The sequence below is a fragment of the Brevibacillus porteri genome (genome assembly GCF_003013475.1).
Classification (GTDB): Bacteria; Bacillota; Bacilli; order Brevibacillales; family Brevibacillaceae; genus Brevibacillus; species Brevibacillus porteri.
The window spans coordinates 1-22,076 of sequence record NZ_PXZO01000018.1; the positions used below are offsets into that span (position 1 = coordinate 1).

Here is a 22,076-nt window from a genome sequence, read left to right on the forward strand (position 1 = left end):
AGTCGGTAGAGCGTTTCCATGGTAAGGAAGAGGTCGCAGGTTCGATTCCTGTCGGGAGCACCAGAAGTAATCTTATGAAAATGGCCCGTTGGTGAAGCGGTTTAACACAGCAGCCTTTCACGCTGTCATACAGGGGTTCGAATCCCCTACGGGTCACCTAAAAACGCCTTAACAATGGTTAAGGTACCTGCAAAGTTCTCAGAGTATGCTAAGCAGCATACTCGTCACTTTGTCAGGGATTTGGAGGCTTAGCTCAGCTGGGAGAGCATCTGCCTTACAAGCAGAGGGTCGGCGGTTCGATCCCGTCAGCCTCCACCATAAAAAATGGGGAGATAGTGAAGTGGCTAAACACGGCAGACTGTAAATCTGCTCCCTCCGGGTTCGGCGGTTCGAATCCGTCTCTCCCCACCATTTTTTTATTTTGCGGGTTGTTGGGGTATAGCCAAGCGGTAAGGCAACGGACTTTGACTCCGTCATTCCTAGGTTCAAATCCTAGTACCCCAGCCATTTTGCGAGCCATTAGCTCAGTTGGTAGAGCATCTGACTTTTAATCAGAGGGTCGAAGGTTCGAGTCCTTCATGGCTCACCAGTTTTTTAAAATCATAATAGGTGCCCTTAGCTCAGCTGGATAGAGCGTTTGACTACGAATCAAAAGGTCGGGAGTTCGAATCTCTCAGGGCACGCCACTTATCGGGAAGTAGCTCAGCTTGGTAGAGTACTTGGCTTGGGACCAAGGGGTCGCAGGTTCGAATCCTGTCTTCCCGACCATTTTTATATGCGGGTGTAGTTCAATGGTAGAACTCCAGCCTTCCAAGCTGGTCGCGTGGGTTCGATTCCCATCACCCGCTCCATATGCTTACTAGAAACGAGAAACCGAAATGGTTGCTCGTTTTTTTGTGTTTTTGACAAAGCTTGTCCGACAGGTTATTTATGCAAAATCATGTCGAGTTGAGTCATTTTGCTTTCCGGGGCTACAATATAGGGGTAGAGAATGAATGAACGAAGGAAAGGGTGGCACTTCTATGAACAAAAACATGAGCATTGTTGGTGTACCGATGGATCTAGGTGCAGACCGCCGCGGAGTTGATATGGGACCTAGCGCTATCCGTTATGCAGGTGTGGTAGCACGCCTTGAAAAGATGGGTTTCAATATTGAAGACCGAGGAGATATTTTTGTAACGCGCCCTCATCACTTCACCGAGACGGAAAACCATAAATACCTGGATGAAGTCGTGGAAGCCAATGAAAAGCTTGCCAATGTTGTAAGCGATATCATGACTGCTGGTCGATTCCCACTCGTATTGGGGGGCGATCACAGCATTGCCCTTGGAACCATTGCAGGTGTGGCTAAGCACGTAAAAAACCTGGGCGTGATTTGGTTTGATGCTCATGGTGATCTGAATACGGGTGCCACTTCTCCATCGGGAAATATTCATGGTATGCCTTTGGCAGCGAGCTTGGGTTATGGGCATGAGCGTCTGACGAGCATTGGGGGATATACACCAAAGGTACAAGCAGAAAACGTGGTCATCATCGGTGCGCGTGATCTGGATCAAGGTGAGCGTGAATTGATCAAGCGTATTGGAATGAAGGTTTTCACCATGCATGAAATTGATAAATTGGGTATGGCTCGAGTCATGGATGAAGCAATCGCGCATGTGTCCAAAAACACAGATGGCGTGCATTTGAGTCTCGATTTGGATGGACTTGATCCACACGATGCTCCGGGAGTAGGGACGCCAGTAATAGGTGGTATCTCCTATCGTGAAGGGCATGTCTCATTGGAAATGCTGGCAGATGCAGATATTCTTTGTTCGGCAGAATTCGTAGAGGTCAACCCGATTCTTGACCGAGAAAACATGACAGCTCGCGTTGCAGTCGCTTTAATGAGTTCCGTTTTTGGCGATAAATTACTGTAAAATAAATGAAGATCATCATGAAAAAAGAGAGGCTTTTGGCCCTCTTTTTTTGTTTTTCCGCATCTTTACATTGATAGGGGAAAGCGGTACATTCTAAGGATGGAGACGAAGTTTATTTAATAGCTGGTCCAGTTGTACACTTAGCGTAACTAATTCTGGAGTAATGCAGGCTTGTTTTTTGTACTGTTCGTTGAGTTCTTTTCGCAGCATCTCAATCTCGAGGAGAACGTCTTTTTTTGACAATCGTTGCACTCTCCTTTCCACCCGTGAGATAAATGAGCTATCATTACTTATATATAGAGGAAAGCAAAACGCTTATTCCTCTATTTCCCAACAAATTATCCGCACAAACACAAGATAAAAAATGAAACCATATGCAGTATCATCCGTATATAGGATTACGGTATTGTGGGGAGGATCGCATGGATTTTGTAGAGAAACGGTTGACTCAGCGGGCAAAACGCGGAGACCGTGAAGCTTTTGCGGAGTTAATCGAGATTTATAAAGACAAGATATTTCAGCTCGCATATCGTATGGTGGGAAACCGTCAGGATGCAGAGGACATCGCGCAAGAAACATTTTTGCGTGTCTATGCCAATTTGCATTCATACGATGACAGCTATAAGTTCTCCACGTGGATCTACAGGATCGCGACCAATCTATGTATCGACCGTGGCCGGAAAAAACGACCTGACTTTTCATTGGATGAAGAAACCGAACCAGGGCAAGGCCTGGACTGGTATTCACGCCTGTCTTCTAACGAGCGAACACCGGAAGACAAAGTCGTAACGCAGGAGCTGCAGGAGACGGTGCAAGATGCTTTGTCTCATTTACAGCCCAAATATCGCTCGATTATGATCTTGCGTTATATTGAGGATTTGTCGTTGCAGGAGATCAGCGATATCGTAAAGCTTCCCATAACGACAATCAAGACGCGTATTCACCGAGGAAGGGAAGCATTACGCAGCAAGTTGCGATTGATGTGAGAAAGGAGAAAATCACGATGGAATGCCGGGATATGATTTGCCTCATCCACGAATATTTAGATGGGGACACTGATGAATTAGCCAATCTGCAATTGCAAACACACATACAGTCTTGTGTGAATTGTCGCCAGCATATGCATGAGTTGCAGAGAGCCATCGCGTTTGTTCAAAGCGCTTCACATATTCATGTCTCTTCTGATTTTACAGCTCGTGTACTTGCGCAATTGCCTGCGCCGACAAAAGCGAATCTGTTATCAGGATGGCTTCGAAATCATCCGTTTTTGACAGCTGCAGCGGTATTTCTCTTTTTGATGACCGGCAGCGTATTCAACAGTTGGTTTGACCGGGATGACACTTTACAGGTATCCTCTGCTAATTTGGATAAATTAAAAATAGATCGTGAACGCAATGTCGTAGTTGTACCAGCAGGAACCAATATTAATGGAGACTTGGTTGTCCGCAACGGAAACGTAGATGTTCAAGGCCATGTAACAGGAAATGTTGTGGCTATTGAAGGAAAAGTGTTCGTGGCATCGACCGCCCAAGTCGTGGGAAATACCGAATCAATCGAAGCAATCGTAGATTGGATTTGGTATGAGGTGAAAAATATTGGAAATGACTTGCTTCCGATCTTGCCATAAGAGAAAATAGAGAGTACAGCTATCAGAGCACGGCAGTGGAGCCGTGCTTTTTCCGCAGGAGATAGACTGACTTCATTAGATGGAGCGAGATATGGGGGCTTCGTTATGATATCGATATCCATGGAATATGGGGATTTGCTACGGTATGCAACGGATATTTTACTCGTTACATACGTGTTCTATAAAATCATTATGCTTATTCGCGGGACGCGCGCTGTACAATTGCTGAAGGGGATTATGGTCATCGTCATCACATGGTTCCTTAGCAAATATTTTCAGCTGACGGCACTGCACGCGCTGATGAATCAAGCTTTTACATTCGGGGTTTTGGCAGTCGTCATCATCTTCCAACCGGAGTTGCGTCGAGCACTGGAGCAGCTTGGTCGAGGCAAGCTTTTTTCCCGTTCAAGCAGTACGCAGGATGACGAGGCTGTTAGCCGCTTGGTTCAAGAGGTGGGCAAATCAGTTACGTACATGGCCAAGCGTCGTATTGGTGCATTGATCGTCATTGAGAGAGAGACGGGTCTAAATGACTACGTGGAAACGGGTATTGGCATTAACGGGCGAGTCAGCTCAGAGCTGTTGATTAATATTTTCATCCCGAATACACCGTTGCATGATGGTGCAGTCATTATGCGAAAAGACATGATTATGGCTGCTGCCTGTTATCTTCCACTGTCTGAAAACAATTCCATCTCCAAGGAGTTGGGGACGCGCCATCGTGCGGCAATAGGGTTAAGTGAGGTTTCCGATGGCATTGCGATCATCGTATCCGAAGAGACTGGTCAGGTGTCCTTTGCCGCGCATGGAGCAATGAATCGCAATCTGACGGAGGCGCAACTGGCAGAGATGCTGACAGAACAGCTTCAGCCTCTGTCCAAAGGCAAATCCATGGGAAGTCGTTGGCAATGGAGGCGAAAACATGGATAAATGGTTAAACAGTCACTGGTTTGCACGTGCTGTTGCGTTGCTTTTGGCTATCATGACATGGATGATTGTCAATCTGGAAGCAGAACAAACGACGACTCCTGAGGCAAGTCAGCCAACTTTTATTGATAGTGTCAATTTGCATGTGAGATACGATACCGATCGTTATCAGGTGGTCAAGCAGCAACGAACGGTAAAGGTCGCCTTGGAAAGCAATAATCCTTTTTATCGACACAATTTCTTCCCAGAGGAATCGTGGGAAGTGTATGTCGATGCGACAAGCCTGGGAAAAGGAACACATCGTGTACCTGTCCAGTACAAAGGATTCCCGGATGAAGTCAAGGTAGGGATCATCCCGAATATCGTGGAAATTACATTGGAAGAGAAAAAGACCGTTGAGCGTGAAGTTTCCGTGGAGAAATTGGGACAGGTCGCCCCTGGTTACACGGCTGGAGAGCCTATTGTGAAGCCGTTTAGGGCGCTTGTAAGGGTACCTGAAAGCCAAGTGAATAAGGTAGCAGCAGTTAAGGCTTCGGTTGACTTGGAAGGGGCTACTTCGGCAATCAAGACAACGGTTCCGCTCAAAGTCGTGGACAAGTCTGGTAACGTGATTCAAGGGGCGGATGTGGTGCCACTTACGGTAGAAGTGAACATCCCCGTAACGAGTCCGTTTGCCAAAGTGCCAATCAAATTAAACTTGACGAATGAATTACCAAATGGCTATAGTTTGGCTAGTATGGGTATGAATGTGGAAGAGGTCACGGTCTATGGACCGAAGGAAGTCATTGATGGCATCAAATCCAACACATACCCAGGCCCGGAAATCGATCTCGGCAACATTACATCAGATCGCGACATAGAGTTAAAGATACCGTTAATGGATAATATTGTGAAGGTCGAGCCGGAGTATGTGACCGTATCGCTGAAAGTCGTTCCATCAACGACCAAGCGTTTGGATAAAATTCCGATTCGCATTAGCGGGCTATCAGAAAGCATGGAAGCAAAGGTACTATCCACCGATGGCCAGGAGATGTCTACAATCGACTTCGACGTGATCGGCGCACCAGACGTGCTGAATCAGTTGAGGCATGAAGACTTGCAGGTCGTAGCAGATGTCAGCAATATGCCGGCGGGTGTATACGAAGTACCATTGAATTACATCTTCAATCAGTCGGAGTATATCAAGACTTCTGCGGGCGCACCTAGAAAGGTCACAATTCAAATCACGAACAAGCAAAGGTAGACATAAGCTGTTGTGTGCACAAGGAAGGAAATGAGGGACAATCATGGGGAAGTATTTCGGAACAGACGGTGTACGCGGTGTAGCAAATACACAACTGACACCCGAACTGGCATTTAAAATCGGACGCGTTGGCGGTTACGTTCTCACCAGACACAAGCAGGAAGGGAAACCAAAAGTGGTGATTGGGCGCGATACGCGCATTTCCGGACAAATGCTGGAAAACGCACTTTTGGCTGGACTGTTATCGGTTGGAGCAGAAGTGGTCAGATTGGGTGTTATCTCTACCTCGGGGGTAGCGTATCTCACACGTGCACTTGGTGCAGATGCGGGTGTTATGATCTCCGCCTCTCACAATCCGTTTCCGGATAACGGAATCAAGTTCTTCGGCAGCAACGGTTTTAAACTGTCCGACGAAGTGGAAGCTGAAGTAGAACAGTATTTGGACGCGGCAGAGGACACTTTGCCTCGACCAACAGGCGAACAAATCGGGACGGTTCTGGAATTCCTTGAGGGTGGACAAAAGTACCTCTCTCACTTGAAGAGTACCGTATCTGAGCGATTTGACGGTCTGAAAGTAGTCCTGGACTGTGCAAATGGTGCTGTCTCATCATTGGCAGCTCGTCTGTTTGCGGATGTGGACGCTGAAGTGATCACGATTGGTGCGAATCCGAATGGAATCAACATCAATGACCAGTGCGGGTCAACGCATCCTGAACGTCTAGTAGAAGAAGTATTGAAGCATAAAGCTGACCTGGGTCTTTCCTTTGATGGGGATGCGGATCGCTGCATTGCAGTAGATAATACTGGTGAAATCATCGACGGCGACTATATTATGGCGGTCTGTGCACGAGCACTCAAGGCAAAAGGAAAGCTCAACAACAATACAGTTGTCACGACAGTAATGGCCAACATGGGCTTCTTTAAAGGGATGGAAGAGTGCTCCATCAATACGACGAAGACTGCTGTAGGGGATCGCTATGTAGTTGAAGAGATGCTGCGCGGCGGCTATAATCTCGGTGGCGAACAATCCGGTCATATCGTCTTCCTGGACTACAATACGACAGGAGACGGTCTGTTAACTGGTTTGCAGCTCTTGAACATCATCAAGGAGTCTGGCAAGCCGTTGTCCGAGCTCAAACAGGTGATGGTCAAGTATCCGCAGCTTCTGATCAATGTCCGTGTAGAGGACAAGTCAAAGCTGAATGGCAATGAAGCGATTGCGCAGGCGATTCGTGAAGTGGAAGAAGATTTGGCTGGCAATGGTCGCGTTCTGGTTCGTCCGTCCGGAACAGAGCCAATCGTACGTGTCATGGCAGAAGGTCCAGATGCGGCTCAGTTGGAAGGGCTCGTGAATCGGATTGTTGACGTGGTTAAACAAGAACTGGTGTAAAATTAGTGTAAAAAGTAGCAGGGAGCGGTTTCGATGCCGCTCCCTTTTGCATACAACTAAAATACGACGACGAGATATTGTCGCTCTCCACAATCTGTGGTACAGTGTTTATGTGCGCTAGCACCAAGAAAGAAAAAATTGGGAGGGATTGTGCAAAAAAGAACAAGCATCGTAAATCAAATGCATACCATTGAAAAGCGCCAGCACTGAGGCTGCCCGACATGGAGCCCAGTGGACGAGGTGGAGGTTTATCGAAGCATTCGGCGGATACCTCCCGGCAGCAGTATCACTGCCGCAGAGCGCAGGGACAAAACATCAGGGTGATCTGATGGACAAAACCTTGCGTGTGATATGTTTTTTGCCATTGCCGAAATAGATGAAACAGAATGATCATATAAAAAACATGGAATGGCGGGGGACTCACCCCCGTACCATTGTTCGGGTCGAAGTCCCTCGCCAAATTGGAAGGGGACCATACACTTATGTGCGGAATCGTTGGATATATTGGAAATAAACAAGCGCAAGACATCGTGATCGGAGGACTTCGCAAGCTGGAGTATCGCGGCTATGATTCAGCAGGGGTCGCTGTCGTGAATGCAAACGGATTGGAGTACTCAAAAGCTCAGGGTCGACTGGCTGTTCTCGAAGGTCGTTTGGAGTCGAATCCATTAGCTGGTTCTATGGGAATCGGGCATACGCGTTGGGCGACACACGGAAAACCGTCTGACGAGAACTCCCACCCACACACAGACGAGAAATCGGCTTTTGCAGTCGTTCACAACGGGATCATCGAAAACTTCCTGCCATTGAAAGAAGAGCTGCTGGAAAAAGGCTACACGTTCACTTCTGAGACAGATACCGAGGTTATCGCTCACTTGCTCGCTGACATGTACGACGGCGATATCGTTTCTACAGCGCGTCGTGCTGTTCAACGCATGCGTGGTGCCTATGCATTGGGAATCATGACAGAGCACGAGCCAGATAAGCTGGTAGCGATTCGTTTGGCTAGCCCGTTGGTAGTTGGTGTGGGTCAAGGCGAGAGCTTTATCGGTTCCGATATCCCGGCTATTTTGGAGCATACACGTGACGTGTACATTTTGAACGAAGGCGAAATGGCTGTATTGACTCGCGATGGTGTGGAACTGATGAACGCAGAGACCGGCGAGAAAATCGAGCGGGAACTGTTCCATGTCGAGTGGGATCTGGTACAAGCGGAAAAAGGCGGATATGATTCCTTTATGCTCAAGGAAATGCACGAGCAGCCTCAAGCTGTTCGCGATACCATGGGTGCCCGCATTGACGAGGACAACAAGCGAGTGATTTTGCCTGAGCTGAAAATGAGCGATGTGGAGCTGGCGACGTACGATCGCATCTACATCGTGGCATGCGGTACTTCTATGCACGCAGGTCTCGTCGGTAAGGATGTTATCGAAAAATGGACTCGCGTACCTGTAGAGGTAGCAGTCGCTTCCGAGTTCCGTTACCGTGATCCGATCTACACAGACAAGACACTGATGATCGTCATCAGCCAATCTGGTGAGACAGCAGACACGCTGGCTGCGCTGCGTGAGGCGAAGAAGAGCAACGTGAAGGTATTGGCTATCACCAACGTGGTAGGCAGCTCTGTAGCTCGTGAAGCTGACGAAGTGATCTTTACGTGGGCGGGCCCAGAAGTAGCGGTAGCATCTACGAAAGCATACACCTCCCAAGTCGTTGCCCTGTACTTGTTCAGCCTGTATCTGGCTCAAGTAAAAGGCACCATGGCGGCTGCTGAGGTTGCTGAGGTTGTTGAGCACCTGAGCGAGATCCCTGGCAAAATCGCTTCCATGCTGAATGACGATGATCAAATTCGTCGCTTTGCAGAGGGCACAAAAGAGGTAAGCAGCCTGTTCTTCATCGGCCGCAGCCTCGACTATGCGGTATCGCTGGAAGGCTCTCTGAAGCTGAAGGAAATCTCCTACATTCACTCCGAGGCGTATCCAGCAGGTGAGCTGAAGCACGGTACACTTGCGCTGATTGAAGATAATGTTCCAGTTGTAGCTTTGGCTACGCAACCAGACATCTACGAAAAAACGGTAAGCAACATCGTGGAAGTAAAAGCTCGCGGCGCTCATGTACTGGGCTTTGCGACTGAAGGCAACCACGACCTGGCGAAGAGTGTGGATGAGGTCATTTACATGCCAGCCACACTGCCAATGCTCACACCGATTCTGACCGTCATTCCATTGCAATTGCTTGCTTACTACGCTTCTGTCGCTCGTGGCCTTGACGTGGATAAACCACGGAACTTGGCGAAGAGTGTGACGGTTGAGTAGGGTAGAAGAATAAGAACATCCTTTTTGTTCGATGAAAATAATGTTTTAGACTCAGAAAATAAAGTATTAGACTAAGAAAATAATGTTGTAGACTGTGAAAATAATGTATTAGACTGAGTAAATGGGCTATTATGGTAGTAACGGCTCTACTATTACGTCAACAGATCTTACAGCATAGACTTACATCATGACTCCATTTTGGGGCTGCCTTCGGGTGGCTCCTTTTTTATTTTTGAATATGAGTTAGGAGTGAGCAAATGGCCAAGCGCAAACGGCAAATTACTGGTGCCAAGATCGAAAAATATATAAAAGAAGGTAGAGGTCAAGGAATCGGTAAAGACTATTTGCCTTGGCTGGAGATACAAGATGTTCCATCTGATGGCAGAGCAACTCGCGGTAAAGGATGGACAACCAATCGACGGCATGAATTTATGTCGGACCTCGAAAGAGATTACTTCTACATCCTTGATTTTTCTGATGAGGTCACTGATATAAGGGAACAGTATCCTCTTCTTCCACTTGAGGAAACAATGATAATTGCAGAGGAAATCGGTGTGAAGCATCCCATGATTCGACATACGGGAGAGCCGGTCGTGATGACTACAGATATTCTAATTAACAAGTTTTAGACTTGGGTCGTTAAACTAACGTGCAGGATAACGCTGTTACCTGTTGAAATAAATCGTTGCATGAAATCGTTCGTTTCTCTCAAGAGATGGAGAACTAGTCGATTTTTTATATCGCTACATAGGTATTATCATTAACACTAGAAAAGAAAATCCTATTCTTTTTTAAGAGAAAAGGCCTCACCTGAGAGAGAAGAGCCCCCAGGTAAGGCCTTTTCGTCTGTTCAGCGTTTTGCACCCGAACATCCAACAATCACATTACAACCATAAGTAGAATCAATTTGGACAGAAATATTAATAGAGAAGCCTTACGTCCGTCAATTTTAAACGCATAATTTAGTGGCGTTCTCGTGGTGACCTCCTTCAGTAGAATCCAAAGTAGAAGCCGCACGATCCCTCTGCTGAACGTTGCGATGGAATGAAAAATGGTATTCATCATCTTGGATTGGATCAAGCAAATAGCACCAATTCAGGAGAATACGCTGTGCATGCGATACCAGAGCGCTCCGCCTAATGTCATTGTTTCGGCAAATCTTGAAGGGTGATAGCTTTTTGTAAAATATTTACATTTGTTCGAGCCTTCTGTAAAATATAGGAAGTTTGGTGTTTCTTGTGTTAAGGAGGAGTAGATGTAATATGGGGGAAGGTAAGACAGTTCAACGATCATTACGATCAGAGATTGAACATCATCTGAAAGAACGTGGTTACACACTGACTAGACTTAGCGAGATAACAGGTATTAATCAGGGAGTATTGAGCGACCTCTTAAATCGAATTCCACCCCGGGCAATGACGATTGGTCACTTGGATGCATTTGCTCATGCGTTTGAGCAATCTTAAGGGTGGCTGTACGAATTGTACGCGGCAGAGTGTTTTGTGGAAGGAAGGGTGTCGCGATCAAGGGTTATCCCCTACCTGGTTCGGTGCGCGGAAATTGGTCGGCGGGATTGTATTGATTCGATTGTCTCGAAGCTACTGGACAATCAGAAAAATACATCCATTCTCTTTCTGGTAGCCGAGCAACTCTTTACTAAAGGGAAACGTAAGGAGTCTGTTCTTTTTTATCAGCTCGTCATTGATACGGATAAAAACAGTCACAATGAGCGCTTTGTCATCGCACAGTATCGATTATTTCGAGCTGTACAAGGTACCGATTCCGAGAAAAATTGGGGGGCTGTCATACAATTTGATCCATATCGAAAGAGACTGCCGGAAAACTATCAATTAGATGCCCTATTACAGCTTGCCAATGTATGCTTTTCGCTTCACAAATGGAAGGAAGTAGAGCGTTATGCAGATGAGCTAAGAGAGTTGGCAACTGCTGTTTATCAGAATGAGTTGCGTGGGCGAAAAATCAACAGAAAAATCCTTCCGCTGAAGACAGAGCGGCATTTAGTTGTATACTACGGTCAGGGATTCCTTTTGAAGAGTGCTGCCCTGGAAAAGCAAGGATTGTACGAAGAAGCGAAGGATTATATCTCTGGTTATGCTGATCTGAGTGGGTTTGAACTATTGGATGAAACAGGACGTGTAGAGGTAGACAAGTTTCGACTGTGGGCAACGGCTAATCGCTATACGTTGGATGTCCTCTTGGGTGACATCGATGTTCTGCCTACTTACACTCGTTTTCTTATCGATCACCCAAAAGAGATCCTTTCTGGCCTAATAGCCATTATGGAATCGGCCAATAAACATGGATTTTTAGTGGATGGGATTCTCAGACAATTTTCAAGTCAAATTAATAATTTTAACGATTACGATAACCTCATCCAGACAGATCGTTATTTTCGTTTTCGATATGAGCTAGCTATGTATCGACTTCACAATGGCCAGTACGTGAGCGGAATGGAGGATACTTTACACTGCTTGGTTTTATCGACTATCATGAAGAATGACAGTGGCTTCATACGTTGCGTTACACTATTCGAAGCTTTCCGATCACATGCAACAGATCAACAAACAAGGGAGTACAAGCGAATCATGGAGGGGATACGAAATGAAGAGGTCGATTTTGCTATCAATAGCTTTAGTTTTGGGACTGTGTAGCAGCGTCACGAGTAGCCAAACAGCAATTCCTAAAGAAACCGTTATACAATATGAACACGGTGTTGGTGGGTAACCACCGAAGGTAATCATCCTCTTTTGAGGATGATTTTTTTACTATTCAAATTTTATCAACCGCCCACTTCCTGAATGTTAGTATATAGTTATAAATGTACTTTATTGTAATAAAATGGGAGGTGATAACCATAGGAGCTATTGCCTATAAAAAGGGCGTCCCACCCCTTCACCAGGTTAAAGGAACGCCCACAAGAGGAGCAGTTACAGCTCCTACAAGTAAATGTACCACGCTACCTTTAGATCGGGAAGGAGGAACTAATCAGGATATAGAACATTTGAAAACCATTGTGGAAAAATTGCGGGAACAACTGGTGGAACTGTTTTTAGAGAAGAATGATTTGTTGCATGAAGACGTCGTGGAATTAAGCCAACGATTGGATCAATACATTCTAGTCATTCAATCAAAAATGATGAAGAAAGAATGTGAACAAGCGTAGTAAGGGAAAAATCTAGCGTCATCCCCTTAGAACAGGTAGATTCATAGAAGAAAAACATGTAAAAGAACGCACCAAATTAAATGTTAGGAGGATAATTAAGTGAAGAAATACTTCTAACTTTACTCGCTTTCGTTGTGCTCTTAATAAGTCCATCTGGTTCGTATGCGGAAAATTCTAACGAAAACATCGAAGAAAGAATAGAAAGAGGTGAACTAAAAAAACTTCCTTCAACGGAAATTGAACTTACTATTGATTCTGGTATAGGTGAACTTTTAAGCGCAGAGGAACTTTCTTCAATTCATCTAGCGGCAATAGAAGAACTTGAAGATGAAACCGGAGAAAAACTAGACAAGAATTTCGAAATATCAGAGCATGATGTTCAGGAGTTACATCTGGAAGAAAATACAGATGAGGAAGTCTCCCTACGTTCAAAAACAGGAGGTTCAGGTGTTAAACTTGTAGCGGGTCTGATAATAGATGAACGAAACAAAGAAATCGTTTCGTATATAGAAATTGAGGATATCAATGTTGCCAGGGTGGCAATGATTACCAGGAAAGTAACATTGGAGTCTTCAACTAATCGGAAACGATCATACCGTGATGAAGATGTTTTTCACTACACCTTTACAGCTCCCGAAATAAAAAAAAGAGCAATGAAAGTAAGCGATCCAGTCAGCATTGCAGATACAAATTTTTGGCGGACTGTAAGCACGTCATTAGCAACATGGCCCAATGGGAAAACCGATGCAGACCATAAGGTAGGAAAAGAATTTTTGCTTAACAAAAAGGGTATCGAATATCCTAAGTATAGAGACGCTCATAGTAGAATAAAAATGTTTGAGCCTGATGAAGCAGACCTCGCTTGACTTCCTAAATCCCAGCGAGAGATCCAGGAGTTAGGAAGGAATATATTAAATGGTATGAGAATAAATATGGTGTACCAAATTTTAATTGGAGCGATGTAGATATCCACCATATTATTCCATTGGCTTATGGTGGGTACAATGACTTTGACAACTTGATTCCATTACCAGAGGATTTTCATAGGCAGGAAGTTACCCCTTGGTGGGCATCTTATGGTAAGTACATACCAGATGGAGATGACTACTAAAGCAGGAAAGGAGATCTGTTTTTGGAAGGAAATATTTGCTTAATGGCACTAGAGGGATTGAAAAGTCGGCTTGATAAAGACAACACACTGTTGGTGCAAAATCTACGAGGGGATGTGTATCAAGCAGCTTTTTCATTTAATACTCCAGCAACTGATTCTGAGATAGAAAAATTTACAAGAGTTACAGGATGGAGCGTACCAGCAGATTTCCAAAAATTCATACAAATACACAATGGAGCTAGGCTCTTCCGGGACACAAAATATGGAGGTGGATATGAGCTATTAAGCCTAGAGAAAATTATACACAATCATCTTGATTATATGCCTAAACATTGGTATCCAATCTCTGTGAGCAATGGTGACTATATCTTTATTGATTCAAATCGTGTAAAAGAAGGAAAAGCGCATTATTTAGTTCGCTTTGATCATGATGATGATGTTAATCCAGAAAATGGATCAACTATGAAGATGAATTTTGAAACTTGGTTCGAAAGATTAATAATTGCTCAAGGAACAGAGTTTTGGACTGGGTAAGTGGAAATAAAGAAGGGGCTGTTTCAAAAGTCGATTTTTTCGGCTGAGAGACACCCCTCTTTTTAATATCGAAACCCTTCATACATCAACGTTTTTGAGGGACTTCTCTAGTTTTCTAGTTGTTTCGTCAGCTGTGACAGCTACGCTGGTTTTGTTAACGTGGGAATTTCGCGTTTTGCTGACGGCACTATAGTTAATTACATGATCGCTAAGGTCTTACCGTACAAATTTCGCATTTGGTTGGCGGTACCCCCCTTGTAGAGAATAACGACTAGTTTCCATATTATTACATGCGTTTGCGGGTGGTATCAGCGACGCTGGTACTACCCCTAATTGTGAGATAAAACATGAAATAAAGCTTGGCACTATTGTTTGGAAAAATGCAGAGTAGTTGCAGTCATTCTAAGATAGGAGAAGGAAATGTGGAAATCGTATGGCAAGCCGAGCTCTGCGGATTATTGGAACTTTTGAATCTTTCCATCGTATTGGATAATTAAGGAATATATCAGGTGAAAGGAAGGGGTTCTATGTTGAAAGCTGAAGCACGGAGAGAAATAGACCTGACGGAGGATTACAAAGGAGTAAAGCTTTTTTCTAATCTAATTGGGAGCATTATTGGGCCTACTAGCGTATACAGCGACACTAGTAAACACACCAGAATATTGGTTAGACGCGGGAACCCTCTTGATGGCACTTGCTTTTTCGTGTAGTTTAATTCATTTCATCATTGCAGGTAGTACTTTGTTCGTTCATAAGTATATTAGAAATTTTCCTTTGAAAAGGAAAATTGTTTCAATTGTTGCAGGAGTACTATGGTCTATTGGGTCAACCTGGTATCATGTGTTTACCCAACCAGAATTGTATGTTATTCCCGTATTAATTTTAGGCTGTTGTATATTGATATGCTAATGAAATCACGGATAGCTCAAAACGGTCCCCTCAGATATGCGAGGGGATAGCACGAGAGTTGATCACATAATACGAACGGGCAGTATTCGCTATTGAAGGTTGGAGGGAAAGCAATGTATGTAACTACGGATAGATTGATAATCCGAAGTTTTGAATTAGAGGATTGGTCAACAGTTCTTGAATATACTGCGAACATAAGTGTTATGAAATATATACCTGAAGGAGTTTATAACAAAGAGACAGTCAAAGAATTTATAAAGAAAAACATCGGCGAACAAGCCCAAAATTTCCCTGTTGTATTAAAGGATAATGGAAAGCTTATAGGTCATATTGTTTTTCATAAATATTTTGGTGAGCATACATATGAAATTGGGTGGGTGTTCAATCCCAGCTTTCACAATCAAGGTTACGCTTCTGAAGCAGCATTAGCCATATTGAAATATGGATTCGAGGAACTGAATTTACATCGAATAATTGCAACTTGTCAGCCAGAGAATTTTCCATCATATCGGGTTATGGAGAAGATTGGAATGAGACGAGAAGGGTATTTCAAGAAATGTATTCCCCATGAAAATGAATGGTGGGATGAATATTACTACGCTATTTTGAAGGAAGAGTGGAACTAACGGTCTTCAACTATCGGATAACGATAGCTGAATAAAACATCGGTGAGTCTAAGACTTTATTTTCAGGTCTTCGGTCGCCGCTGTTTCATTTGTTATGGTCAGTCTAAAACATTATTATCAACGAACACCTTGTGTGTTCGTTGACATTAGAGTAAGTAAATTTACATTAGACTTGGTAAAGAGTATAAAGTTTTTCTTTGCGATTAAAGTCATGTTAATAAGTCGAGTGAAATTCAGGTATGCACATCTGTTTTTCCTCGGCTTATTTTTATTTTCAAGCCATAAATTTACCGGAGTGCAAATTAGGCACTCTTCTGCAATTGCCAAACCCCGCCACAAGCTCTATCAGAGTCGAGGCGGGGTTTAACGGTATAACGTACTTTTTAACTTCTATGGTTCCTCATTTGCAAACATCTCCAACGTAGCGATAAGAATGTCTTTCTTTTCAATATAGTAGTCTACATATGGAGAACCTATTAGCGCCGCACCTTCAATCATTGAACAAAAATCATAAACAGGTATAGGGCGTCCGATTCCTAGGGCAGCACCTACTGTCGATAGTAATGCCAGTAAACGAACCGGGTTCCATTCCCATTCTAAGAGTTGAAGAAGTTGGATGGCACTAGAAGCTCTTTTCGTTTGCTCGAGCGTATATACTTCGGGGAATCGCCCATCCGTCTTGTAGGCATGGAAATACTCGTTGTAGTAAGCTTCTGCTGCGAAATCGATATCGCGGTACATTTCTCTAAAATCAGTGTATGGTTGACTTTCATTCTTCATTACTGTCACACCAACCTTATTTAAATTTCCCTCTTCTGTCATATGGTAATGGGGGAGATTGGCAAGTTGTCCCAGCTTGATATGCGCACCTTCATCATAAAATGAATACCCATCTTGATCAACTACTCGTTCTGCACGACTTTTGTTAATACTAAATGTGTCTTTTCAGTTCATTAATTCATTTTGAAGTATTTCAAGATCATCTAAATCCATTTCGCTTTTTTGTACGACCTTATTCCAAACTTGCAAAGTATCTTACCAATTAAGTAAATTGAACTAATAACAAATAACATCGGCAATAATGACTATATGGCTCAATCAACGTAACATACGATTCTTGTTTTTACATTGGGTTACGATGTGTTTCGTAGATCAACAGTATATAGATATTTTGAAACCAGGGGAGGATTCACATTGAAGGTTTTAGTAGTAGAAGATGACAAGACCATTGCAGATGGTTTGCACTATTCGCTTTCCAGTGAGGGTTATGAAGTCGTTCTTTGTGAAGGGAAACAAACTGCAATTGAAACAATCAAGCAACAACGTTTTGATATTTATTTACTGGATCTAACTTTGCCAGATGGTAATGGCTATGAGATTTGTGAATATGTAAAAGAAAATCAGGAGGCACCTGTCATCTTCTTGACGGCGTGTGATGATGAAATCAATGTGGTTCGGGGGTTAGATATGGGGGCAGACGACTATATCACAAAACCGTTTCGTATTCGGGAGCTGATTAGCCGAATGAAGTCATCCCTTAGGCACTATCAAAAAGACCATACCCCGACTGACAAAGTGAAGATTGGAAATGTTGTCGTAAATACGAAACTGGCTAAAGTGTACAAAGGAACCGAGGAAGTGATGCTGACTGCTTTAGAATACCGTTTACTGTTGGCATTCATAAATAATAGAGGGCAAGTTCTGTCTAGAAATCAGTTGTTAGAGGGCATTTGGGATCTAGATGGTAACTTTATCAATGACAATACCCTTTCTGTCTACATTAAGCGGCTTCGAGAAAAGTTGGAGGATGATAGCCAGAATCCCAAAGTGATAGAAACCGTACGCGGGCTTGGCTATCGAATGAGTGGAAGTCATGCTTAAAAACAAAGAAATACGGAAGTTATGTATGTATAGCGTGCTTATTTCCGTCATTGGGATCACGATTCTTTGGATAATCGATTGGAAAGCGGGGATTGTGGCGATTGCCATGGTATTTCTGCTCCTTTCCTGTTTTTTCCTGTTTACCCGCAAACGCTATCAGGACATCAGTAAGCTCGCTTATTATTTGGCTTCTGTCTATTCAGGTCAACCCACGATGGATATTAGGGATAACGTTGAGGGTGAATTGAGCATTCTGAAAAATGATATTTATAAAGTCACATTAACGTTGTCTGAGCAGTCTACTCTTCTGAAAAAGGACAAACAATACTTGGCAGATACTCTTTCGAACATCTCCCATCAACTAAAAACGCCACTTGCCTCCATGTTTGTCATGGCTGATTTGTTAAACAACCCGAGTCTGCCAAAAGACAAGAGGGAGGAGTTCTTAGGCAAGATTATCAATCAGCTGAAGCGTATTGAATGGCTCGTGACTTCATTGCTCAAGCTGTCCAAAATCGATGTGCAGAGCGTTATTTTCAAGAAGGAATCCGTATCTGTCAAAAAGATGATAAACAAGGCATTAGAACCACTCCTTGTCCCCATGGAATTAAAAAATCAGGAGCTTTCTTTTTCCTGTAAAGAAGACCTTTTCGTGTATGGAGATGAAAACTGGACGGTAGAAGCCATTTTGAACGTAATTAAAAACGGGATTGAGCATACGCCGGTCGGGGGACGTCTTGCTATTTCGTGTGAAGAAACACCATTGTATACACAAATTGTCATCGCCGACAGTGGTGAGGGGATTAGCCCGGAAGATGCTCCACACATTTTTGAACGATTTTATAAAGGGAAGAATGCTGGAGCGGATAGTATTGGAATAGGGCTAGCAATGTCAAAAACAATCTTGCAAAGCCAAAACGCCGATGTGTTTATGGAAAGCCAGATTGGTGTAGGCACAGCATTCAAAATCAAATTCTACAAGCAAATGATTTAGATGACAAAATTGTAAGATTGAACGTCACCGACGAGACATCTTTGGCAGCTATTCTATACGTAATAACGAATCTAGGAGGTTCATGATGGAGATTTTGCGAGTAGAGAACCTGTCAAAGACGTACGGTGATGGTGAAACAGCTGTTACTGCACTGAACGATATCTCATTTTCCGTACAAAAAGGGGAGTTTGTTGCGATCATTGGACCATCTGGTTCAGGTAAGTCTACCCTTCTGCATATTCTGGGGGGCGTTGATACGCCCACATCCGGTAAGGTGATTGTTGACCAGACTGATATGTACGCGATGGATGAAACGGCACTGGCCATCTTCAGACGCAGACAGATTGGGCTTATCTATCAATTCTACAATCTGATCCCTGTCCTTACTGTAGAGGAAAATATTACTCTACCATTGCTATTGGACGGTAGAGAAGTAAATCAAGATATCTTTTCCGATATCGTAGAGACTCTAGGTCTTCAACAGCGATTAAAGCATCTGCCAAACCAGCTTTCTGGAGGACAGCAGCAGCGTGCGTCCATTGGCCGTGCCTTGATTAGCAGTCCCGCCATTGTATTGGCTGACGAGCCTACGGGGAATCTAGACAGCAAAAACAGTTCTGAGATTGTGAAGCTCTTGAAAAAACTACACAAAGAGCGGCATCAAACCCTGATTGTTATTACACATGACGAAAACATTGCCTTACAAGCGGACCGTATTATCGGCATTCAGGATGGCAGGATTTCTAGAGATGAGGTGATCAGGCGATGAATATCGTAAATCAGCTCACTTTACGCTATATGAAGCAGAATAAGAGCCGTACTCTTGTTACCATCATTGGGGTTATCATTTCTGTCGCAATGCTTACAGCAGTATTTTCGATTAGTAGTTCTTTCATGGATATGATGCAGAGAAACACGATTGCCTACACTGGTAAATGGCAAGCAGCTTTTCTCGATGTTGCAGGAGAAGATGTTGCAGTTATTACAAATACAGAAGCAATTGAAAGATACGACATTGACCAGGATCTCGGATTTGCACGACTTTCTAACTCTGCAAACAGGGCTAAGCCTTATTTGTATATTACTGGACACAGTAATCATGATGTAATAGGGATCAGCCCAATTGATGGGCGTTTGCCTAAGAATGAAAATGAACTGGCACTTTCATCGCAGTTTCTTCAAACCGCCGGTGTTAGCTGGAAGGTTGGAGATGTAGTCACATTAGATTTTGGTAAACGTAGCTTGAATAAAGATGGTACGAGCGAGACGTTGGGCAACAATGATGCCTATCAATCAAAGGAAGTCTTTACGCCTACAAAGACGAAAACATACACCATTACCGGGATTGTTCAAGCACCAGCTAGAGAGCAGGATGCAATGGCTGCATACCGTGCATTTAGTGGTCTTTCAGAGGGTGCTTTGGAGGAGGGTTTTCCCTACACGGTAAGAGTTGAATATAAGGATTTTAAAGGTTTAGGGAATGACATTTATGAAACGAGTGACACGATCGCTAGTAAGGTGAGCGGAGTAAAGAATCAAGGTAAATCTAATGGAGTAAAAATCAAGTACAACCGGGATCTTTTGCTTTATTCAGGGATTTCGAGTGATTCCCGCTTTCTTAACACCATGTATCTGGCAGTCCTTACCGTTGGAAGTATCATTCTGATTGGATCTTTCTCACTCATCTACAACGCGTTTTCGATCTCGCTTTCAGAGCGTAGTCGCACTTTAGGGATGTTATCTAGCGTAGGGGCAACCAAACAGCAAAAAAGGGCTTCTGTATTTTTTGAAGCTGCTGTGATCGGGGTCATAGCGATTCCAGCTGGGTTGTTTTTCGGGTCCATTGGTATTGGGGTTACTCTCCATTTGCTTAGTCCATTCATTCAAAAAATGTTTGTCGTTAGTGAACCGATGCGATTGGTGATAGAGCCGTACAGTATGATTGCTGTCATTTTGTTTTCCATTTTGACGCTGCTCATTTCTGCATGGTTTCCAGCAGTGAGGGCATCGAGAATTACACCGATAACTGCGATCCGCCAGACAAAGGATATCGAAATAAAAGGTAAAGATGTACGTACATCCAAAATGACCCGTAAGTTGTTTGGATATGAAGCGGAACTAGGATTAAAAAATCTGAAAAGGAATAAACACCACTATCGCTCAACTGTCTTTTCTCTTGCGATCAGTGTAATCTTGTACCTTGCAGCTTCTTCCTTTTCGTTGTATATGGATAAGTCCTATAATATGGCACAAGCACCGCTACCATATGATCTGTCCGTATACGCAAGGGGAGCCGATTGGGAAAGGGTACGTTCATTAACAAATGATTTGATGTCTGTCCAAAACGCAACAACAAAAGTGAAGACCCAATTTATCGAAACGGATCTATTCCTCAACGAAAACGAGGTTACCACAGACATCTCCAGTCGCAAGACTCTGAATCCAGATGGGAAATACTTCATGTCTGCAAAGATTGTTTCTCTTGATGAGGCCTCTTTTGCAGCGTACCTGCAATCCGCGGGGATTGATGCAAAGAAACTGGAAGGTGACGAGATTTCTGCCATACTTGTCAATCAGATCACCTTGAAGGAAAAACATAATTTTACAGATATCACTCAACTAACCGTACAAGAGGGATCAGAAATACCTCTCCCTTTGATTGAAGGAGCTAAAGTCCGAATTGCTTCTATCACGGATAAACGTCCACCTTTTATGCTACGCTATGAGGAAGATGTTTATAGGGTGACATTTGTCGTTTCTGAACGAGACTTTGACAAGCTACGAGAACTAGGTAACGATATGCTGACTGAGCAAATTATCAGCGAGGTTCAATTTACAACAGAGCAGTCTGCGGCATTGGAAAATGAAATAAACCCGATTATTAATAGATATCCAGATGTCCATGTCTATACGACCAATCTGATTGCGGAGCGTCAGGATGCACTGAATCGCGCCACAGTCACATCCGTATTCCTTTATGGGTTCGTGGTTCTCATCGGACTCATTTGCATGGCAAATATTATCAACACGATTTCGACAGGGATGGCCTTGAGAAAACGTGAGTTTGCGATGTTGGCTTCCATAGGCATGACACCAGAGGGCATGAAGAAAATGCTACGCTTCGAAGGATTCTTTTATGGAATGAAGTCGCTTATTTACGGTTTACCGATTAGTTTATGCGTGATGTTTTTCATCTACATGAGCCTTAGCCGTAATTTTGAATTTGCTTTTACGTTGCCTTGGGCGAATCTCATCATTGCAGGGATAGGTGTGTTTTTCATTGTGGGTACATCCATCCTCTATGCGACTAGAAAATATAAAGAACAGAGTATCGTTGAATCGCTGAAGAACGAAAATATCTAATGTAGAGGGTAATTTTGGGACTAGCGAAGAATGGTTATTCAAGCCATAAAAAA

18 protein-coding genes, 8 tRNA genes and 2 pseudogenes are annotated in these 22,076 nt (G+C 43.7%); 26 read left to right on the forward strand and 2 right to left on the reverse strand.

Translation table 11 applies throughout. From position 1 onward, the window contains the following. Positions 1 to 82: 82 nt before the first annotated feature. The 9 genes from C7R92_RS10910 to rocF all read left to right on the forward strand — a co-directional run bounded on the left by C7R92_RS10910 (position 83) and on the right by rocF (position 1,919). Positions 83 to 156, forward strand: a tRNA-Glu gene (locus C7R92_RS10910). Positions 157 to 242: 86 nt separating this feature from the next. Next, positions 243 to 318: transfer RNA gene (locus tag C7R92_RS10915), tRNA-Val, on the forward strand. A gap of 8 nt (positions 319 to 326) precedes the next feature. Beyond that, positions 327 to 411, forward strand: a tRNA-Tyr gene (locus tag C7R92_RS10920). A gap of 21 nt (positions 412 to 432) precedes the next feature. Beyond that, positions 433 to 507 (forward strand) — tRNA-Gln (locus C7R92_RS10925). A gap of 6 nt (positions 508 to 513) precedes the next feature. Beyond that, positions 514 to 589: transfer RNA gene (locus C7R92_RS10930), tRNA-Lys, on the forward strand. A 20-nt stretch (positions 590 to 609) separates the two neighbouring features. Next, positions 610 to 686: transfer RNA gene (locus C7R92_RS10935), tRNA-Arg, on the forward strand. A gap of 5 nt (positions 687 to 691) precedes the next feature. Further along, positions 692 to 768: transfer RNA gene (locus C7R92_RS10940), tRNA-Pro, on the forward strand. Between the two features lie 9 nt (positions 769 to 777). After that, positions 778 to 851, forward strand: a tRNA-Gly gene (locus C7R92_RS10945). A 171-nt stretch (positions 852 to 1,022) separates the two neighbouring features. Further along, positions 1,023 to 1,919 carry an arginase gene (gene rocF / locus C7R92_RS10950; RefSeq protein ID WP_026042930.1) on the forward strand — a complete coding sequence of 299 codons (897 nt, stop codon included), beginning with the start codon at positions 1,023 to 1,025 and terminating at the stop codon, positions 1,917 to 1,919. Positions 1,920 to 2,012: 93 nt separating this feature from the next. On the opposite strand, the gene C7R92_RS10955 is transcribed toward rocF, so the two are convergent. Further along, complete coding sequence (locus tag C7R92_RS10955; RefSeq protein ID WP_017247071.1) at positions 2,013 to 2,171, reverse strand: aspartyl-phosphate phosphatase Spo0E family protein; 159 nt, start codon at positions 2,169 to 2,171, stop codon at positions 2,013 to 2,015. Between the two features lie 170 nt (positions 2,172 to 2,341). Between C7R92_RS10955 and sigW the strand changes: the two genes are divergently transcribed. The 13 genes and pseudogenes from sigW (at position 2,342) to C7R92_RS11025 (ending at position 15,785) form a co-directional block, all read left to right on the forward strand. Continuing rightward, positions 2,342 to 2,905: an RNA polymerase sigma factor SigW gene (sigW, locus tag C7R92_RS10960; protein WP_016742677.1), complete on the forward strand. Its 564-nt coding sequence runs from the start codon at positions 2,342 to 2,344 to the stop codon at positions 2,903 to 2,905. Between the two features lie 17 nt (positions 2,906 to 2,922). Then, the gene (locus C7R92_RS10965; RefSeq protein WP_069852820.1) at positions 2,923 to 3,546 is read left to right on the forward strand and encodes a zf-HC2 domain-containing protein; all 624 of its coding nucleotides are present in this window, start codon (positions 2,923 to 2,925) and stop codon (positions 3,544 to 3,546) included. A gap of 105 nt (positions 3,547 to 3,651) precedes the next feature. Then, entirely contained in the window at positions 3,652 to 4,476 is an 825-nt protein-coding gene (gene cdaA / locus C7R92_RS10970) for a diadenylate cyclase CdaA (protein WP_017247073.1), read from the forward strand. After that, positions 4,469 to 5,716 carry a CdaR family protein gene (locus C7R92_RS10975; RefSeq protein ID WP_017247074.1) on the forward strand — a complete coding sequence of 416 codons (1,248 nt, stop codon included), beginning with the start codon at positions 4,469 to 4,471 and terminating at the stop codon, positions 5,714 to 5,716. The genes cdaA and C7R92_RS10975 overlap by 8 nt, the downstream gene beginning before the upstream one ends. 43 nt (positions 5,717 to 5,759) lie before the next feature. Next, the gene (glmM, locus tag C7R92_RS10980; RefSeq protein ID WP_069852817.1) at positions 5,760 to 7,106 is read left to right on the forward strand and encodes a phosphoglucosamine mutase; all 1,347 of its coding nucleotides are present in this window, start codon (positions 5,760 to 5,762) and stop codon (positions 7,104 to 7,106) included. 482 nt (positions 7,107 to 7,588) lie between these two features. Continuing rightward, entirely contained in the window at positions 7,589 to 9,421 is a 1,833-nt protein-coding gene (gene glmS / locus C7R92_RS10985) for a glutamine--fructose-6-phosphate transaminase (isomerizing) (protein ID WP_106834278.1), read from the forward strand. A 257-nt stretch (positions 9,422 to 9,678) separates the two neighbouring features. After that, positions 9,679 to 10,038, forward strand: a pseudogene (locus C7R92_RS10990) (PDDEXK family nuclease); the annotation flags it as partial. Between the two features lie 645 nt (positions 10,039 to 10,683). After that, positions 10,684 to 12,093: pseudogene (locus C7R92_RS10995) on the forward strand (helix-turn-helix domain-containing protein). A gap of 350 nt (positions 12,094 to 12,443) precedes the next feature. Beyond that, complete coding sequence (locus tag C7R92_RS32840; protein ID WP_244195719.1) at positions 12,444 to 12,605, forward strand: aspartyl-phosphate phosphatase Spo0E family protein; 162 nt, start codon at positions 12,444 to 12,446, stop codon at positions 12,603 to 12,605. A gap of 134 nt (positions 12,606 to 12,739) precedes the next feature. After that, positions 12,740 to 13,471, forward strand: a complete 732-nt coding sequence (locus C7R92_RS11005) for a hypothetical protein (RefSeq protein ID WP_106834280.1) — start codon at positions 12,740 to 12,742, stop codon at positions 13,469 to 13,471. A 101-nt stretch (positions 13,472 to 13,572) separates the two neighbouring features. Beyond that, complete coding sequence (locus tag C7R92_RS32845; protein WP_279629816.1) at positions 13,573 to 13,716, forward strand: HNH endonuclease; 144 nt, start codon at positions 13,573 to 13,575, stop codon at positions 13,714 to 13,716. Positions 13,717 to 13,737: 21 nt separating this feature from the next. After that, on the forward strand, positions 13,738 to 14,250 hold the full coding sequence (locus tag C7R92_RS11015) for an SMI1/KNR4 family protein (RefSeq protein ID WP_106834282.1): 513 nt from the start codon (positions 13,738 to 13,740) through the stop codon (positions 14,248 to 14,250). A 1,022-nt stretch (positions 14,251 to 15,272) separates the two neighbouring features. Next, positions 15,273 to 15,785, forward strand: a complete 513-nt coding sequence (locus C7R92_RS11025) for a GNAT family N-acetyltransferase (protein WP_106834284.1) — start codon at positions 15,273 to 15,275, stop codon at positions 15,783 to 15,785. 390 nt (positions 15,786 to 16,175) lie between these two features. Here C7R92_RS11025 and C7R92_RS11030 read toward each other — a convergent pair whose 3' ends face one another. After that, on the reverse strand, positions 16,176 to 16,565 hold the full coding sequence (locus C7R92_RS11030) for a hypothetical protein (protein ID WP_106834285.1): 390 nt from the start codon (positions 16,563 to 16,565) through the stop codon (positions 16,176 to 16,178). 414 nt (positions 16,566 to 16,979) lie between these two features. Between C7R92_RS11030 and C7R92_RS11035 the strand changes: the two genes are divergently transcribed. From C7R92_RS11035 to C7R92_RS11050, 4 genes are all read left to right on the forward strand, one after another. Next, entirely contained in the window at positions 16,980 to 17,666 is a 687-nt protein-coding gene (locus C7R92_RS11035) for a response regulator transcription factor (protein WP_017247084.1), read from the forward strand. Further along, positions 17,659 to 18,660, forward strand: a complete 1,002-nt coding sequence (locus C7R92_RS11040; RefSeq protein WP_106834286.1) for a sensor histidine kinase — start codon at positions 17,659 to 17,661, stop codon at positions 18,658 to 18,660. The genes C7R92_RS11035 and C7R92_RS11040 overlap by 8 nt, the downstream gene beginning before the upstream one ends. Before the next feature lie 85 nt (positions 18,661 to 18,745). Beyond that, on the forward strand, positions 18,746 to 19,429 hold the full coding sequence (locus tag C7R92_RS11045) for an ABC transporter ATP-binding protein (RefSeq protein ID WP_106834287.1): 684 nt from the start codon (positions 18,746 to 18,748) through the stop codon (positions 19,427 to 19,429). Further along, the gene (locus C7R92_RS11050; protein ID WP_106834288.1) at positions 19,426 to 22,023 is read left to right on the forward strand and encodes an ABC transporter permease; all 2,598 of its coding nucleotides are present in this window, start codon (positions 19,426 to 19,428) and stop codon (positions 22,021 to 22,023) included. The genes C7R92_RS11045 and C7R92_RS11050 overlap by 4 nt, the downstream gene beginning before the upstream one ends. The last annotated feature ends 53 nt before the right edge of the window (positions 22,024 to 22,076 follow it).

Excerpts from the sequence above, each read along its gene's own strand:
- rocF (WP_026042930.1), top strand. The coding sequence starts at position 1,023 with ATGAACAAAAACATGAGCATTGTTGGTGTACCGATGGATCTAGGTGCA.
- sigW (WP_016742677.1), top strand. The coding sequence starts at position 2,342 with ATGGATTTTGTAGAGAAACGGTTGACTCAGCGGGCAAAACGCGGAGAC.
- C7R92_RS10965 (WP_069852820.1), top strand. The coding sequence starts at position 2,923 with ATGGAATGCCGGGATATGATTTGCCTCATCCACGAATATTTAGATGGG.
- cdaA (WP_017247073.1), top strand. The coding sequence starts at position 3,652 with ATGATATCGATATCCATGGAATATGGGGATTTGCTACGGTATGCAACG.
- C7R92_RS10975 (WP_017247074.1), top strand. The coding sequence starts at position 4,469 with ATGGATAAATGGTTAAACAGTCACTGGTTTGCACGTGCTGTTGCGTTG.
- glmM (WP_069852817.1), top strand. The coding sequence starts at position 5,760 with ATGGGGAAGTATTTCGGAACAGACGGTGTACGCGGTGTAGCAAATACA.
- glmS (WP_106834278.1), top strand. The coding sequence starts at position 7,589 with ATGTGCGGAATCGTTGGATATATTGGAAATAAACAAGCGCAAGACATC.
- C7R92_RS11025 (WP_106834284.1), top strand. The coding sequence starts at position 15,273 with ATGTATGTAACTACGGATAGATTGATAATCCGAAGTTTTGAATTAGAG.
- C7R92_RS11030 (WP_106834285.1), bottom strand. The coding sequence starts at position 16,565 with ATGAAGAATGAAAGTCAACCATACACTGATTTTAGAGAAATGTACCGC.
- C7R92_RS11040 (WP_106834286.1), top strand. The coding sequence starts at position 17,659 with ATGCTTAAAAACAAAGAAATACGGAAGTTATGTATGTATAGCGTGCTT.
- C7R92_RS11045 (WP_106834287.1), top strand. The coding sequence starts at position 18,746 with ATGGAGATTTTGCGAGTAGAGAACCTGTCAAAGACGTACGGTGATGGT.
- C7R92_RS11050 (WP_106834288.1), top strand. The coding sequence starts at position 19,426 with ATGAATATCGTAAATCAGCTCACTTTACGCTATATGAAGCAGAATAAG.